The organism is Nocardia sp. NPDC005746, assembly GCF_040630785.1.
Classification (GTDB): domain Bacteria; phylum Actinomycetota; class Actinomycetes; order Mycobacteriales; family Mycobacteriaceae; genus Nocardia.
Map to the genome: position 1 here is coordinate 33,100 of NZ_JBEXYE010000019.1, position 15,189 is coordinate 48,288.

At 69.2% G+C, this 15,189-nt stretch carries 14 protein-coding genes; 10 read left to right on the top strand and 4 right to left on the bottom strand.

The annotated features are described in order from the left end of the window. The first annotated feature begins 43 nt into the window (after positions 1-43). Together ABZ412_RS28715 and ABZ412_RS28720 are read left to right on the top strand one after the other, a co-directional pair. Positions 44-607 carry a DUF4334 domain-containing protein gene (locus ABZ412_RS28715; protein WP_357286107.1) on the top strand — a complete coding sequence of 188 codons (564 nt, stop codon included), beginning with the start codon at positions 44-46 and terminating at the stop codon, positions 605-607. A gap of 78 nt (positions 608-685) precedes the next feature. Next, positions 686-1,918 carry an FAD-dependent oxidoreductase gene (locus tag ABZ412_RS28720; RefSeq protein ID WP_357286110.1) on the top strand — a complete coding sequence of 411 codons (1,233 nt, stop codon included), beginning with the start codon at positions 686-688 and terminating at the stop codon, positions 1,916-1,918. A 64-nt stretch (positions 1,919-1,982) separates the two neighbouring features. Here the strand turns inward: ABZ412_RS28720 and ABZ412_RS28725 are convergent, their stop codons facing one another. The 3 genes from ABZ412_RS28725 to ABZ412_RS28735 all read right to left on the bottom strand — a co-directional run bounded on the left by ABZ412_RS28725 (position 1,983) and on the right by ABZ412_RS28735 (position 4,527). Beyond that, positions 1,983-2,609: an alpha-ketoglutarate-dependent dioxygenase AlkB gene (locus ABZ412_RS28725; protein ID WP_357286113.1), complete on the bottom strand. Its 627-nt coding sequence runs from the start codon at positions 2,607-2,609 to the stop codon at positions 1,983-1,985. A gap of 109 nt (positions 2,610-2,718) precedes the next feature. Beyond that, positions 2,719-3,600 (bottom strand): alpha/beta hydrolase, encoded by an 882-nt coding sequence (locus ABZ412_RS28730; protein WP_357286116.1) that lies wholly within the window; start codon positions 3,598-3,600, stop codon positions 2,719-2,721. A gap of 30 nt (positions 3,601-3,630) precedes the next feature. Further along, positions 3,631-4,527, bottom strand: a complete 897-nt coding sequence (locus tag ABZ412_RS28735; protein ID WP_357286119.1) for an alpha/beta hydrolase — start codon at positions 4,525-4,527, stop codon at positions 3,631-3,633. A 108-nt stretch (positions 4,528-4,635) separates the two neighbouring features. On the opposite strand from ABZ412_RS28735, the gene ABZ412_RS28740 reads away from it, so the two are divergent. Continuing rightward, positions 4,636-5,229 (top strand): TetR/AcrR family transcriptional regulator, encoded by a 594-nt coding sequence (locus ABZ412_RS28740; protein ID WP_357286122.1) that lies wholly within the window; start codon positions 4,636-4,638, stop codon positions 5,227-5,229. A 6-nt stretch (positions 5,230-5,235) separates the two neighbouring features. On the opposite strand, the gene ABZ412_RS28745 is transcribed toward ABZ412_RS28740, so the two are convergent. Then, entirely contained in the window at positions 5,236-6,126 is an 891-nt protein-coding gene (locus ABZ412_RS28745) for an alpha/beta hydrolase (RefSeq protein WP_357286125.1), read from the bottom strand. Positions 6,127-6,424: 298 nt separating this feature from the next. Here ABZ412_RS28745 and pyrR point away from each other — a divergent pair, with 298 nt between their 5' ends. From pyrR to pyrF, 7 genes are all read left to right on the top strand, one after another. Beyond that, the gene (gene pyrR, locus ABZ412_RS28750; protein ID WP_357083329.1) at positions 6,425-7,063 is read left to right on the top strand and encodes a bifunctional pyr operon transcriptional regulator/uracil phosphoribosyltransferase PyrR; all 639 of its coding nucleotides are present in this window, start codon (positions 6,425-6,427) and stop codon (positions 7,061-7,063) included. Further along, positions 7,060-8,025 (top strand): aspartate carbamoyltransferase catalytic subunit, encoded by a 966-nt coding sequence (locus ABZ412_RS28755; RefSeq protein ID WP_357286128.1) that lies wholly within the window; start codon positions 7,060-7,062, stop codon positions 8,023-8,025. Before pyrR ends, ABZ412_RS28755 begins: the two co-directional genes overlap by 4 nt. Beyond that, positions 8,022-9,314 (top strand): dihydroorotase, encoded by a 1,293-nt coding sequence (locus ABZ412_RS28760; RefSeq protein WP_357286131.1) that lies wholly within the window; start codon positions 8,022-8,024, stop codon positions 9,312-9,314. Before ABZ412_RS28755 ends, ABZ412_RS28760 begins: the two co-directional genes overlap by 4 nt. Positions 9,315-9,418: 104 nt before the next feature. After that, entirely contained in the window at positions 9,419-9,916 is a 498-nt protein-coding gene (locus tag ABZ412_RS28765) for a transporter (protein WP_357286134.1), read from the top strand. Then, positions 9,913-11,031, top strand: a complete 1,119-nt coding sequence (gene carA / locus ABZ412_RS28770; protein WP_357286137.1) for a glutamine-hydrolyzing carbamoyl-phosphate synthase small subunit — start codon at positions 9,913-9,915, stop codon at positions 11,029-11,031. The genes ABZ412_RS28765 and carA overlap by 4 nt, the downstream gene beginning before the upstream one ends. Continuing rightward, entirely contained in the window at positions 11,031-14,336 is a 3,306-nt protein-coding gene (gene carB, locus ABZ412_RS28775; protein ID WP_357286140.1) for a carbamoyl-phosphate synthase large subunit, read from the top strand. Before carA ends, carB begins: the two co-directional genes overlap by 1 nt. Further along, positions 14,333-15,157: an orotidine-5'-phosphate decarboxylase gene (pyrF, locus tag ABZ412_RS28780; protein WP_357286142.1), complete on the top strand. Its 825-nt coding sequence runs from the start codon at positions 14,333-14,335 to the stop codon at positions 15,155-15,157. The genes carB and pyrF overlap by 4 nt, the downstream gene beginning before the upstream one ends. Positions 15,158-15,189: the final 32 nt, after the last annotated feature.

Here is a 15,189-nt window from a genome sequence, read left to right on the forward strand (position 1 = left end):
GGTGAGAGAAATCCTGTCGTCTACTCTCACCAAGGAGATCATGATGGTTGCCGCCGACCCGGCGACGGACGGCGCCGCGCGCCTGGAGACCCTGATCGCGGGCGCGGCCACCGCGGCCCAGGCCTGGGATCTGTTCGACAGCCTGCCGGCGGTGGCCGTGGACGAGGTCACCACCGGTCGCTGGCGGGGCGCGGAAGTGGGCACCGGCCATCCGTGGGACGGCATGCTGGTCGAAACAGGCTGGTACGGAAAGCAGTTCGACAGCGCCGACCATGTCCAGCCGCTGCTGTTCCGGGCCCCCGACGGCGAGATCTTCCCGGTCGACCCGCGCCGGGTGCCACTGTTCCTGGCGGGCAAGGTGTCGGTGACGGCCCTGTCCCCGGTCCGCCGCTCGCTCGGCGTGCTGCGGCCGATGCTGCGGACGGCCACCCCGAAGGCTCGGCTGCGGAATCTCGAGTTCCGTGGAAAGTCCAGCGCCGCAATGATCTACGACCATCTGCCGATCATCGACATCTTCCGCCGCGTCGACGCGGACACCCTGCTCGGTGTCATGGACATGCGCGGACTCGACGAACCGTATTTCTTCGTCCTGTACCGCGACCGGTAGCCGCGGTGCGACGGCAGTGCCCGAGCCGGACTCGTCCTACCATCGACGGTGACGGCGTCTTCGGCTCGGGAGGTCCCGATGGAACGCACGACCTGTCTCATCGCCGGTGGGGGACCGGCGGGCATGTTCCTGGGCCTGATGCTGGCCCGGGCGGGCGTCGAGGTCACCGTACTGGAGAAACACGGTGACTTCCTGCGCGACTTCCGCGGCGACACCGTGCACCCCACCACCCTGGAACTCATCGACGCCCTCGGCCTGAGCGAGGATTTCGCGAAACTGCCGCAGCGGCGGCTCACCTCGATCCAGACCCCGATCGGCGGGCGGCTGGTGCCGCTGGCGAGCTTCGACCACATCCCGGGGCGGCACCGGTACATCGCCATGGTGCCGCAGTGGGATCTGCTCGATCTGCTCGCCCGCGCGGGCGACAACGAACCGACCTTCCGGTTGCGCATGCGGACCGAGGCCATCGACTTGCTGCGCACCGGCCCGACGGTGACCGGCGTCCGCTATCGCACCGCGGACGGCGCGACCGGCGAGATCCACGCCGACCTCACCGTGGCCGCCGACGGCCGCGGTTCGGCGCTGCGCGCGGCGGCCGGTCTCGGCGGTCGCCAATGGGCGACGCCCTTCGACGCCTGGTGGTACCGGATCCCGCGCCACGGCACCGATCCCGCCGGCCTGATCCCGGTGGTCAGCGCCGACCGCGTCGCCGTCCTGTTCGACCGCGGCGACTACTGGCAGAGCGCGACCCTCATCGCGAAAGGCAGTGACGCGCACCTGCGGGCCGAGACGCCGGTCGGCGAGATCATGCGCGGCCTCGCCGAGGTGGTCCCGTGGCTGGCCGACCGCGCCGACGCCGTCCGCGACTGGGACGAGGTGAAACTCCTCGACGTCAAACTCGATCGGCTCGACCACTGGTACGCCGACGGACTGCTCTGTCTCGGCGACGCCGCCCACGCCATGTCACCGATCGGCGGGGTCGGCATCAACCTGGCCGTCCAGGACGCGGTGGCCGCCGCCCGCCTGCTGGCCCCGAAACTGCTGTCCCACACCGTCACCACCGCCGACCTGGCCCGCGTCCAACGCCGCCGCCTGCTGCCCACCGCCGTCATCCAGGGCATGCAGCGCTTGGCTCACGCGCAGGTCGTGCGGCCCGCGGTGTCGGGCCGGCTGAATATCGCCGACCTCCCGCGAACGCCCTTGCCGCTGCGCGTCTTCCGCCGCATCCCGGTCCTGCGCAGCCTCCCGGTCTTCCTGGTGGCCCGCGCCGTCGTCCCCGAACCGGTCCCCGACTTCGCGCGCCGCCCGTGACTCACGGGAACACCCGGAGCTCGACTGCCGAATCACCGGGGCTTCCACACGTCCGGACCCCGCGCTACCGGACGCCGCGCGGGCGGAACTGAATGCTGATGCGCGGCCCCACCGGCCGCCGCGTCTTGGGCACCGCGTGCTCCCAGGTGCGCTGGCACGAGCCGCCCATCACGATGAGATCCCCGTGCCCGAGCGCGTAGCGCACGCTGGCCCCGCCGCCGCGCGGGCGCAGGAGCAGCGACCGCGCCGCACCCACCGACACGATCGCCACCATGGTGTCGTCGGTCGCCCCGCGCCCGATGGTGTCCCCGTGCCAGGCGACGCTGTCGTCCCCGTCGCGGTAGTAGCACAGGCCCGCCGTGGTGAACGGCTCGCCGAGTTCGCGGGAGTAGTACACGCTCAGCGTGCTGCGCGCCTCGGTGAGGATGGGGTCGGGTAGCTCGCGCCCCTCGTCGTAGAACGACAGCAGCCGCGGCACATCCACCACCCGGTCGTACATGGCCCGCCGATCCACCCGCCACGGCACCTGGCTCGCGAGCCGCTCGAACAGCACGTCGGCCCCGCTCAGCCAGCCGGGCAGCACATCCACCCACGCGCCGTCGCCGAGCTCGGTACGCCGGATCGAATCCAGCACACCCAGCTCGACCTCCCCGAACCCGTCGAGCAGAGATCCCTGCAATGGCGTCGACATGCGCACGAAGCTACCACAGTTCGAACATGTGTTCCCATCGAATTGCCGGCTCCGCGCCGCGCGCCTGTGTGCCACCTATCCGGCGGTCATCTTCTGCGCGACAGCCTGATCAGGCCCGCACCTGATCGTGCTGCTCCACGAATCCGAGGAAGCGCGGAATCACCGTTTCCGGTATCGCCCACAGCATTTCGTGCCCGACCCCGGGGTATATCTCGATATCGGCTGCCGGAATGCACGCCCGCGCGTGCGCCGCGGCCGCGTGCGCGTCATTGGCGATCGTCTGCTCCCCGAACAGCACCAGCATCGGCGCGGTGACTCTCGACAGCTGCTCGTCGGGCAGCAGCCGTGACCACGGCATCGCGATGCGGAACTTCAACGCGGCCAACGTGAGAGTCCACATCTCCTCGGAGAGCTTCACCCCCGGAGTCAACCACTCGACGAACTTCTCCATCTTCTCCCGAGTGGGTCTGATCCCGCCGAGCAGGAACTTGAACAGCAGTCCCCATTTCGGCTTGGCGAACGACGCCGCATCGGGTTCGAGCATGGTGATACTGGCCAGCCGATCCGACCGCTGCGACGCGAACAGCAGCGACAGCCACGATCCCCCCGAATACCCGGCCAGATGCACCCGCTGGGCCCCGATACCGTCGAACACCTCGATCAGCCACCGCACGATGTCGTCCTGCCCCTTCAGCGGCGCGGTCTGCTCACTGCGCCCCGCCCACCCCAGCGGATCCACCGTGTACACGACATGGTCTCGCGACAACTCCTCGATGAACGGCATCCAGAACAACCCCATCCCCGGCATCCCGGGCAGCAGCACGATCGGCGCACCCTCGCCGGTGCCGGACTTGCGCACCCGCGTTGTGCCGAAAGAGGTTTCGATATCGAGATCGGTCGCCGCCACCGGCCACTGCGCGGCCAGGTCGTCGTAGGCCCGCAGGTAGTCCGCCTTGGCCTGCGCGTTCTTGAATCGCCCGATCTTGGCCATGTGATCTCCTTGGTGTTCGTCGTCGAACGTCTAGTCGGCGAGCCGCAGCTCGGCCGGGTCGTGGGCGGCCGCGAATCGCAGAATCCGCTCCAGCACAGCGTCTTTGAACGGTCCCTGGAACAGCAGGCCGTGCGTCGCGCCCGGGTAGATCTCCACCTCGCAGTGCGGAATGTGCGCTCGAGCCCGTGTCGCGGCGTCCGTGGGATCGCCGAGCACCGACTCGGATCCGTAGACGAGCAGGGTGGGCGCGGTGATCGACCGCAGTTGCTCGTCGGTCAGCCGCTGCGGCCACGGCGTCCGGGTGCGGTAGCCGAGCGCGGCGCGCGAGCACGCGATCTCCTCGTCGACGACCACACTGCCGGGCATGGCCCACTGTGCGGCCTTGCGCATGTTCTTCTCCGACGGCGGCATCGCGTATCGGATCATCGTGAACAACACCCGCCATGGCGTCTTGGCCACGGCCCCGCCCGATTCGACGATCATCAGGCTCGCCACCCGGTCCGAACCGTCGACCCCCGCCATGAACGCTCGCCACCCACCGTCGGAATAGCCCATGACATGCGCCTGCGGCAGTCCCAGCGCCTCCAGGGTCTCGTCCAGCCAGAGTCCGTAGTCGGCTCCGGACGTGATCGGCCCGGTCTGCACGCTGAGTCCCGGCGCGCCGATGGTGTCCAGCGCGTAGATCGTCCGTTCGGCCGCCAGGCGCTCGATGATCGGATACCAGCAGGCACCGTTGCCGCCCAGCGGATGGATCAGGACCAGCGGCGCACCCGATCCGGCGCCGCATGTGCGGACATGTGTTGTCCCATAAGAGGTTTCGATATCGAACTCACTGGAGGGAATCGTCCACAGCGCCGACAGTGCGGCGTAGGCCTCCATGTAGGCGTCGCGTGCCGCCTCGTTCTTCCATTGCCCGATCTTGGCCATTCGCGCCTCCCCGCTCACCTTCGTTGGTGATATGAACGTACCATAAAAATGGTATGGGCGTACCATCAAAAGCTTCCACCCGTAGAACGTCGTGAGAGAGCTGGTCAGATGCCCCGTTTGGTCGATCACGAGCAGCGGCGACGGGAGATCACCACCGCCGCACGGACTGTCATCGCCACCGGTGGACTCGACGCCGCCACGTTTCAAGCGGTGGCGGCCGAGGCGGGGATCTCGGTGCGGTTGATCCAGTACTACTTCGGCACCAAGCGGGATCTGATGCTCGCCACACACACAGCGGTCGTGGCGGATTTCGGCGTGGGGTTCACCGAGCAGTTCACGAAACTCGGGCCCGAGGCCACGCCGCGGGAGATCATCCGGACCTTCGCGGTCGGACTCCTGCCGCTCGATGATCGGCGGCGGCAGGACAATCTGGTGTTCGCGGCCTTCCACGCGGCCAATCTGACCGGGAACACCGTCACCTCCGAGGAGATGATGGGGCCGCCGCGCTATCTGGTCACCGTGATCACCGACCAGCTGCTGCGCGTTCGGGGGCCCGAATCCGATGCGCACACGGCGGAATTGGACGCCGAGATCATCGTCGGCGGGGTCAGCAGCATCACCCAGTTCGTGCTGGCGGGCGGCGCCACCCGGGAGCGGGCGGTCGAACTGCTCGACCGCCTGCTCGACAGGATGCTGCCGTAAGGGCGGTCAGCCTTGCTGGTCGCCGATGTGGGCGCGGACGAAATCGACGACGGCGTCGGTGAATTCGTCATTGGCGTCACTGGCCGCGGTGTGGGCGGCGGTGCCGATCTCGATGTACTCGGCGTGCGGGGTCAGGGCGCGGAAGGCCGTCACGCCCTCCTCGCTGACCACGTCGGAGAGCGCGCCCCGCACCAGCAGGGTCGGGATGCTCAGCTGCTTCGCCGCGTTCTCGAGCGCCTCGGTGTGGACGTCGATCTCCTCGCCGCGTCCGTCGCGCGGGCCGCCCATCATGGCCGGATCCCAGTGCCAATACCAGCGGCCGTCCTCGCGCTTGCGCAGATTGCGTTGCAGCCCTTCGGGATTGCGGGGCCGACGGCGGTGGGGGAGGTAGGCGGCGACGGCGTCGGCGGCCTCTTCGAGGCTGGCGAAGCCTTCGGGATTGCTGGAGAGGAAGTTGATGACGCGCTCGACGCCCTTGCGTTCGGGGCGGGGCACGACGTCGACGAGGACCAGTCCGGTGATGCGCGCGGCCTCGGGGTGGGTGGTGGCCATCAGGCCGGTGAGCCCGCCCATGGACGCGCCGACGATGAAGGCGGGCTTGCCCAGTTGTTCGAGCACCGCCATCAGATCCTCGACCATGGCCTCGCGGCGGTAGTTGCCGTCCGGATCCCAGTCGCTGTCGCCGTGGCCGCGCGCGTCGAGCAGCACCGCGTGCATGCCCGCTTTGGCCAAGGCCAGTCCGGAGTCCTTCCAGGACCCGCGGGTCTGCCCGCCGCCGTGGAGAAATACCACCAGTGGGCCGTCCTGGGGTCCCCAGCTGTCTCCGGCGATGGTGATGCCGCCGTACCCGCGGAAGTTGACCCGGGCGGGTTCGGTGAATTCAGCGTCATTGCTCACTCTCCGAGCATCGCACACGTCGATATACGGTGTATGACAACCGGCCGGTAGCTAGGACCCCGGGAGTGATCAGGCGGCGTGAACCCCGCCACACTGGCCGGACGACCGTATTGCCGCGGAGTTGCCGGTAACCCCGGCGAACACGGGTTCCGGCAGGTCGCGGCGGGTTCGGCGGTGATGCGCCGACCGCGGACGCGCGGGGGGTGCGGGGTCGGGGGCGCATTCGCGCGCTGGTAGGGTCACTGCCCGAAAGACATCCTTTAACGGACCGTCCCGTGAGGCGGGGAAGGAGGTCGGCATGGCTGTGCCCGAAGACCGGGCGGCCAAGTCGAGCGCTGCCGAGTTCTCGCAGCGGCACGACCCGGACCGGGTCGAGACCGGACGCGAGCTGCTCTCCGATTCCGACGTCGGCCGGACCATCGCCCGCATGGCGCACCAGATCATCGAGAAGACCGCCTTGGACTCCGGTGATCCGCAGGTTGCCCGCGTGGTGCTGATCGGAATCCCCACCCGCGGAACCACTCTGGCCCATCGCCTGGCCGGCCGGATCGAGGAATTCTCCGGCGTCCGCCCCGCGATCGGCTCCCTCGACATCACCCTCTACCGCGACGACCTGCGCTCCAAGCCGCACCGTCCGCTCGAGCGCACCTCCGTGCCCGAAGGCGGCATCGAGGACGCCCTCGTCGTGCTCGTCGACGACGTGCTCTTCTCCGGCCGCACCGTGCGCTCGGCGCTCGACGGCCTGCGCGACCTGGGCCGCCCCCGCGCGGTGCAGCTCGCCGTGCTCATCGACCGCGGCCACCGCGAACTTCCCATCCGCGCCGACTACGTCGGCAAGAACGTGCCGACCGCGCGCACCGAGGACATCTCGGTGCTGCTGCGCGAGCACGACGGCCGCGACGGCGTGTACCTGCGCCAGGAGGGTGACGCCCAGTGAAGCACCTGCTCTCGGTCACCGACCTGGACCGCGAGACCGCCAACGGCCTGCTCGACGAGGCCGAGCGGTTCGAACAGGCGCTGCTGGGCCGCGAGGTCAAGAAGCTCCCGACGCTGCGTGGCCGCACGGTCATGACCGTGTTCTTCGAGAACTCCACCCGCACCCGGGTCTCCTTCGAGGTCGCGGGCAAGTGGATGAGCGCCGACGTCATCAATGTCAGCGCGTCGAGTTCCTCGGTCTCCAAGGGCGAATCGCTGCGCGACACCGCCCTGACCCTGCACGCCGCGGGCGCGGACGCGCTCATCGTGCGCCACCCGGCTTCGGGCGCCGCGCACCAGATCGCGCGCTGGTTCGCCGAAATGGACGAGGCCGCCAGCGGTTACGCAGGTCCCGGTCCGGCCATCATCAATGCCGGTGACGGAACCCACGAGCACCCCACCCAGGCGCTGCTGGACGCGCTGACCCTGCGTCAGCGCCTCGGCGACCTGGAGGGCAAGCGGATCGTGCTGGTCGGCGACATCCTGCACAGCCGGGTGGCTCGCTCGAACGCCTTCCTGCTCAGCACCCTGGGCGCCGAGGTCGTACTGGTCTCGCCCCGCACCCTGCTGCCGGTCGGTGTGGAGGCCTGGCCCGTGCGGGTCTCGGACTCCCTGGACGCCGAACTGCCCGGCGCGGACGCGGTCATGATGCTGCGCGTGCAGGCCGAGCGCATGAACGGCGGCTTCTTCCCGTCGGCGCGTGAGTACTCGATCCGCTACGGCCTCAACGAGCGCCGCATGAAGATGCTCGACGAGCACGCGGTGGTCCTGCACCCCGGCCCCATGCTGCGCGGCATGGAGATCGGCTTCTCCGTCGCCGATTCCCCGAAAGCGGCTGTGTTGCAACAGGTCAACAACGGAGTCCATATACGCATGGCGGTGCTGTTCCGCCTGCTGGTCGGAACCGACGAGGTGGTGGCATGAGCATCCTGATCCAGAACGTCCGTCTCTACGGCGAGGGCGACGCGGTCGACGTGTTGCTGGCCGACGGTGAGATCCGCGAGATCGGTGCGGGCCTGAGCGTCCCGGACGCCGAGATCGTCGACGGCAAGGGCCAGTTCCTGCTGCCGGGCTTCATCGACCTGCACACCCACCTGCGCGAACCGGGCCGCGAGGACACCGAGACCATCGAATCCGGTTCCGCCGCGGCCGCTCTGGGCGGCTACACCGCGGTGTTCGCCATGGCCAACACCAGCCCGGTCGCCGACACCTCGGTCATCACCGACCATGTGTGGAAGCGCGGCCAGGAGGTCGGCCTGGTCGACGTGCACCCGGTCGGCGCGGTCACCGTCGGCCTCGAGGGCAAGCAGCTCGCCGAGATGGGGACCATGGCCGCCGGCGTCGGCGCGGTGCGCATGTTCTCCGACGACGGCCACTGCGTCTACGACCCGCTGATCATGCGCCGCGCCCTGGAATACGCGAACTCGCTGGGCGTGCTCATCGCCCAGCACGCGGAGGAGCCGCGCCTGACCAAGGGTGCCGTCGCCCACGAGGGCCCGACCGCCTCCCGTCTGGGCCTGGCCGGCTGGCCGCGCGCCGCCGAGGAGTCCATCGTGGCCCGCGACGCCTTGCTGGCCCGCGACGCCGGAGCCCGCGTGCACATCTGCCACGCCTCCACCGCCGGCACCGTCGAACTGCTGAAATGGGCCAAGTCCCAGGGCATTTCGATCACCGCCGAGGTGACCCCGCACCACCTGCTGCTCGACGACTCGCGGCTGGAGACCTACGACGCGGTGAACCGGGTGAACCCGCCGCTGCGCGAATCCTCCGACGTGGCCGCGCTGCGGCAGGCCCTCGCCGACGGCGTCATCGACTGTGTCGCCACCGACCACGCCCCGCACGCCGACCAGGACAAGTGCTGCGAGTTCGCGGCCGCCCGTCCCGGCATGCTGGGCCTGGAGACGGCGCTGTCGATCATCGTGGAGACCATGGTCAACCCCGGACTGCTCGACTGGCGCGGTGTCGCGCGGGTCATGAGCGAGAACCCGGCGCGGATCGTGGGCCTGGACGATCAGGGCCGGCCGCTCGCGGTCGGCGAACCCGCCAACCTGGCGCTGATCGACCCGGCCGCCGAATGGACGGTGGAGGCGAACGAACTCGCCTCGATCGCCCGCAACACGCCCTTCCAGGCGATGACCCTGCCCGCGAAGGTGACCGCCACCTTCCTGCGCGGCCGGCTCACCGCCCGGGATGGCAGGATCGTCGCCGGTTAGCGGCGGGTGGGGAATCCAGCAATGAACGGTCAGGAGCCGGAGGCGGAAGCTTGCGTAACCACGCAGGCTCCCCGCTCATTGCTCAATGGACACGGAGAACCGTCATGCGACTGTTGCAAGTACTGATTCTGCTGGCCTTGTTCGTGCTGTGCCTGGGACTCATGTACTGGGCGTGGACGGGCCGGGCCAAGAAGCAGGCGGGCGCGATCGGCGACCTGCCCGCGGTGCCCGCCGACTGCGGCGCGCAGCTGTTGGAGCCCACCACGGGGCTCTACCTCGGCAGCACCCTCGCCCCCAGCTGGATTCAGCGAATCACGGTGGGCGACCTGGGTTTCCGTGCCACCGCGGAGCTGACCCGATTCGAACGCGGCATCCTGCTGGAGCGGGATGGCGCGGCGACGATCTGGATTCCGCAGGAATCCATCACCGCGGTGCGCGCCGAGCGCGGGCACGCGGGCAAAGTGATGACAGAAGACGGTGTGCTGGTGATTCGCTGGACGCTGCCGACCGGGACCGAGGTGGATACCGGTTTCCGCGGTGACGACAAAGCGGTGTACCCGGCATGGACCGCAGCAGCTACGAAGACGGGAGACGAGGCATGAGCAGCGGAAATACTGCCGTGATGGTGCTCGAGGACGGCCGCGTGTTCCGCGGGACGACCTTCGGCGCCGTCGGGCAGACCCTGGGTGAGGCGGTGTTCTGTACCGCCATGACGGGCTATCAGGAGACCCTCACCGACCCCAGCTACGACCGCCAGATCGTGGTGGCCACCGCGCCGCAGATCGGCAACACCGGCTGGAACGACGAGGACGACGAGTCCTCGAGGATCTGGGTGGCGGGTTACGCCGTGCGCGACCCCGCGCGCCGCGCCTCCAACTGGCGCGCCAACCGCACCCTGCAGGCCGAGCTGGAGAACCAGAACATCGTCGGCATCGCGGGCATCGACACTCGCGCGGTCGTGCGGCACCTGCGTAACGCCGGTTCCATGAAGGCGGGCATCTTCTCCGGCGATTCGCTGGCCGACTACGAGGAGCTGGTCTCCCGGGTCAACGGCCAGCAGTCCATGCTGGGCGCGGACCTGGCCGGTGAGGTCTCCACCGACGAGATGTACACCATCGACCCGATCGGCGAGCACCGCTTCACCGTGGTCGCCGTCGACCTGGGCATCAAGTCCAACACCCCGCGCATGTTCGCCCAGCGCGGCATGCGGGTGCACGTGGTCCCCTCCAACGTGACCCTGGACCAGATCAAGGAACTGAACCCCAACGGCGTGTTCCTGTCCAACGGCCCGGGCGACCCGGCCACCGCCGACGCGCAGGTCGCGCTGACCCAGGGCGTCCTGGGCGAGGGCATCCCGCTGTTCGGCATCTGCTTCGGCAACCAGATCCTGGGCCGGGCGCTGGGCCGCAACACCTACAAGATGAAGTTCGGCCACCGCGGCATCAATGTGCCGGTCGTCGAACACCATTCGGGCCGGATCTCGATCACCGCGCAGAACCACGGCTTCGCCCTCGAAGGGGAGCGCGGCGAGGTCTTCGACACCCCCTTCGGCAAGGCCGAGGTCAGCCATGTCTGCGCCAACGACGGTGTCGTCGAAGGTGTTCAACTGGTGAACGGCAAGGCCTTCTCCGTGCAGTACCACCCCGAGGCCGCGGCCGGACCCCACGACGCCGCCTACCTGTTCGACCGTTTCGCCATGCTGATGGAAGGAGCCTGATGCCACGCCGTACCGACCTCAACCACATCCTGGTGATCGGCTCGGGCCCGATCGTCATCGGCCAGGCTTGTGAGTTCGACTATTCGGGAACCCAGGCGTGTCGCGTCCTGCGGTCCGAAGGCCTGCGCGTGTCGCTGGTCAACTCCAACCCGGCGACCATCATGACCGACCCGGAGTTCGCGGACTCGACCTATGTCGAGCCGATCACCTGGGAATTCGTCGAGAAGGTCATCGCCAAGGAGCGTCCCGACGCGATCCTGGCGACCCTCGGCGGTCAGACCGCGCTCAACTGCGCTGTCGCCCTGCACGAGAACGGCATCCTCGAGAAGTACGACGTCGAGCTGATCGGCGCCGACTTCGAGGCCATCCAGCGTGGTGAGGACCGCCAGAAGTTCAAGGACATCGTCGCCAAGGTCGGCGGCGAGTCCGCGCGCTCCAAGGTCTGCTACACCATGGACGAGGTCCGCGAGACGGTCGCCGAACTCGGCTTCCCGGTCGTCGTGCGCCCGTCGTTCACCATGGGCGGCCTGGGCTCGGGTATGGCCTACAACCACGAGGACCTCGACCGCATCGCCGGCGGTGGCCTGGCCGCCTCGCCGACCGCGAACGTGCTCATCGAGGAATCCATCCTGGGCTGGAAGGAATTCGAGCTCGAGCTCATGCGCGACCGCAACGACAATGTGGTCATCGTCTGCTCGATCGAGAACGTGGACCCGATGGGCGTGCACACCGGTGACTCGGTCACCGTCGCCCCGGCCATGACCCTCACCGACCGCGAGTACCAGAAGATGCGCGATCTGGGCATCGCCATCCTGCGCGAGGTCGGCGTCGACACCGGCGGCTGCAACATCCAGTTCGCGGTGGACCCGCGCGACGGCCGCCTGATCGTCATCGAGATGAACCCGCGCGTGTCGCGCTCGTCGGCGCTGGCGTCCAAGGCCACCGGCTTCCCGATCGCCAAGATCGCCGCCAAGCTGGCCATCGGCTACACCCTCGACGAGATCGTCAACGACATCACCAAGGAGACCCCGGCCTGTTTCGAGCCCACGCTCGACTACGTGGTCGTGAAGGCTCCGCGCTTCGCCTTCGAGAAGTTCCCGGGCGCCGACACCACGCTGACCACGACCATGAAGTCGGTCGGCGAGGCGATGTCCATGGGCCGCAACTTCTCCGAGGCCCTGGGCAAGGTGTTGCGCTCGCTCGAGACCAAGGCCACCGGCTTCTGGACCCTGCCCGACGGTGAATGGACCGATGCGCAGGCCATTCTCGACGACCTGAAGGTCCCCACCGAGGGCCGTATCTACCAGGTGGAGCGTGCGCTGCGCCTGGGCGCGAGCATCGAGGACACCGCCGCCGCCTCCGGCATCGACCCCTGGTTCGTCGCCGAGGTCGCCGCCCTGGTGGAGCTGCGTCAGGAGATCATCGACGCCCCCGTGCTGGACGAGCCGCTGCTGCGCACCGCCAAGCACTACGGCCTCTCCGATCGCCAGATCGCCGCGCTGCGACCGGAACTCGCCGGTGAGGGCGGCGTGCGCGAGCTGCGCCACCGCCTGCAGATCCGCCCGGTGTTCAAGACCGTCGACACCTGTGCCGCCGAGTTCGAGGCCAAGACCCCGTACCACTACTCGGCCTACGAGCTCGATCCCGCCGCGGAGTCCGAGGTCGCGCCGCAGCGGGAGCGCGAGAAGGTCATCATCCTGGGCTCGGGCCCGAACCGCATCGGTCAGGGCATCGAGTTCGACTACTCGTGTGTGCACGCCGCGCAGACGCTGTCGGCCGCGGGCTACGAGACCATCATGGTCAACTGCAACCCGGAGACGGTCTCGACCGACTACGACACCGCCGACCGCCTCTACTTCGAGCCGCTCACCTTCGAGGACGTGCTCGAGGTGTACCACGCCGAGACCGAGTCCGGCACCGTCGCGGGCGTCATCTGCCAGCTGGGCGGGCAGACCCCGCTGAGCCTGGCGCAGCGCCTCACCGACGCGGGCGTGCCCGTGGTCGGCACCTCGGCGGCGGCCATCGACCTGGCCGAGGACCGTGGCGAGTTCGGTGATGTGCTGGTCGCGGCGGGTCTTCCGGCCCCCAAGTACGGCACCGCCACCACCTTCCCGCAGGCCAAGAAGATCGCGGCCGAGATCGGCTACCCGGTGCTGGTGCGCCCGTCCTACGTGCTGGGCGGCCGCGGCATGGAGATCGTCTACGACGAGGCCACCCTCGCCGACTACATCTCCCGCGCCACCGAGATCACCCCGGACCACCCGGTGCTGGTCGACCGGTTCCTGGAGGACGCCATCGAGATCGACGTCGACGCCCTGTGCGACGGCGACGAGGTCTACCTGGGCGGCGTCATGGAGCACATCGAGGAGGCCGGCATCCACTCCGGTGACTCGGCGTGCGCCCTGCCCCCGATCACCCTGGGCCGCAGCGATATCGAGGCCGTGCGCCGCTCCACCGCCGCGCTGGCCAAGGGCATCGGCGTCAAGGGTCTGCTGAACGTGCAGTACGCGCTCAAGGACGACGTGCTCTACGTCCTCGAGGCCAACCCGCGCGCCAGCCGCACCGTGCCGTTCGTCTCCAAGGCCACCGCGGTGCCACTGGCGAAGGCCGCGGCGCGGATCGCGCTGGGCGCCACCATCGCCGACCTCCGCAAAGAGGGCCTGCTCCCGGCCGAGGGCGACGGCGGCACCGTGCCGATCGAGGCCCCGGTCGCGGTCAAGGAAGCGGTCCTGCCGTTCCACCGCTTCCGCCGCCCGGACGGTTCCGGCATCGACTCGCTGCTCTCGCCGGAGATGAAGTCCACCGGTGAGGTCATGGGCATCGACGCCGACTTCGGCACCGCCTTCGCCAAGTCGCAGTCCGCCGCCTACGGTTCGCTGCCGACCGAGGGCACCGCGTTCGTGTCCATCGCCAACCGCGACAAGCGCGCCATGGTGTTCCCGGTCAAGCGCCTGCACGACCTGGGCTTCCGCATCCTCGCCACCGAGGGCACCGCGGAGATGCTGCGCCGCAACGGCATTCCGTGCGATCGGGTGCGCAAGCAGTCCGACAACGCGCCCGACGAGGCCGGCATCGTGGACATGATCAAGGACGGCGACGTCGACATCGTGTTCAACACGCCCTACGGCAACAACGGCCCGCGCGTGGACGGCTACGAGATCCGCACCGCCGCGGTCGGCGCGAACATCCCGTGCATCACCACCGTGCAGGGCGCGGCCGCGGCCGTGCAGGGCATCGAGGCCACCATTCGCGGCGGCATCGGCGTGCGCTCCCTGCAGGAACTGCACGCGGTGCTGCGCGGATGACCAGCTTCGGGCTACGGCTGCGGGAGGCGATGCGCGCGCACGGACCGTTGTGCGTGGGCATCGACCCGCATCCGCCGCTGCTGCGGGCCTGGGGCCTGAGCGAGGACGCCGCCGGGGTGGCCAAGTTCGCCGACGCCTGCGTGCGGGCGTTCGCGGGCCGGGTCGCCCTGGTCAAGCCGCAGGTGGCGTTCTTCGAAACCTACGGTTCGGCCGGAATGATGGTGCTGGAGGAGACCATCGCGGCGCTGCGGGCGGCGGGCACCCTGGTGCTGGCCGACGCCAAGCGCGGCGATATCGGATCCACCATGGACGCCTACGCGCACGCCTGGCTCGCTGACGGCCCGTTGGGCAGCGACGCGGTCACGGTGTCGCCGTACCTCGGATTCGGTTCGCTCGCACCGGCTCTGGAGCTGGCCGCGGCCAACGGGCGCGGCGTGTTCGTGCTGGCCGCGACCTCCAATCCGGAAGGCGCGGAGCTGCAACGCATCACCGGTGCGGACGGCCGCACCATCGCCCAGCGCATGGTCGACGATGCCGCCGCGGCCAATGTCGGGGCCGAATTCGGTTCCGTCGGTGTGGTTGTCGGCGCGACCCTGACCGAGGCCCCGGACCTGAGCGCCCTCAACGGGCCCATCCTGATGCCGGGTGTGGGCACGCAGGGCGGGGGAGTGGACTCCATTCGCGCCCTGGTGCCCGCGCGCGACCTGGGCGCGGTGCTGCCCAACGTCTCGCGTGAGGTGCTGAAGGCCGGTCCGTCGGTGGCCGCGCTGAAGGAGAAGGTCGCCGAGCTGTCGGAGGAGTTCGCCTTCCTGCAGCGCTGATTCCAGAACAGAGTTACTCGCGGCACCGGGTC

Excerpts from the sequence above, each read along its gene's own strand:
- ABZ412_RS28715 (WP_357286107.1), top strand. The coding sequence starts at position 44 with ATGGTTGCCGCCGACCCGGCGACGGACGGCGCCGCGCGCCTGGAGACC.
- ABZ412_RS28760 (WP_357286131.1), top strand. The coding sequence starts at position 8,022 with ATGAGCATCCTGATCCAGAACGTCCGTCTCTACGGCGAGGGCGACGCG.
- ABZ412_RS28730 (WP_357286116.1), bottom strand. The coding sequence starts at position 3,600 with ATGGCCAAGATCGGGCGATTCAAGAACGCGCAGGCCAAGGCGGACTAC.
- carA (WP_357286137.1), top strand. The coding sequence starts at position 9,913 with ATGAGCAGCGGAAATACTGCCGTGATGGTGCTCGAGGACGGCCGCGTG.
- ABZ412_RS28740 (WP_357286122.1), top strand. The coding sequence starts at position 4,636 with ATGCCCCGTTTGGTCGATCACGAGCAGCGGCGACGGGAGATCACCACC.
- ABZ412_RS28765 (WP_357286134.1), top strand. The coding sequence starts at position 9,419 with ATGCGACTGTTGCAAGTACTGATTCTGCTGGCCTTGTTCGTGCTGTGC.
- ABZ412_RS28720 (WP_357286110.1), top strand. The coding sequence starts at position 686 with ATGGAACGCACGACCTGTCTCATCGCCGGTGGGGGACCGGCGGGCATG.
- pyrF (WP_357286142.1), top strand. The coding sequence starts at position 14,333 with ATGACCAGCTTCGGGCTACGGCTGCGGGAGGCGATGCGCGCGCACGGA.
- pyrR (WP_357083329.1), top strand. The coding sequence starts at position 6,425 with ATGGCTGTGCCCGAAGACCGGGCGGCCAAGTCGAGCGCTGCCGAGTTC.
- carB (WP_357286140.1), top strand. The coding sequence starts at position 11,031 with ATGCCACGCCGTACCGACCTCAACCACATCCTGGTGATCGGCTCGGGC.
- ABZ412_RS28725 (WP_357286113.1), bottom strand. The coding sequence starts at position 2,609 with ATGTCGACGCCATTGCAGGGATCTCTGCTCGACGGGTTCGGGGAGGTC.
- ABZ412_RS28735 (WP_357286119.1), bottom strand. The coding sequence starts at position 4,527 with ATGGCCAAGATCGGGCAATGGAAGAACGAGGCGGCACGCGACGCCTAC.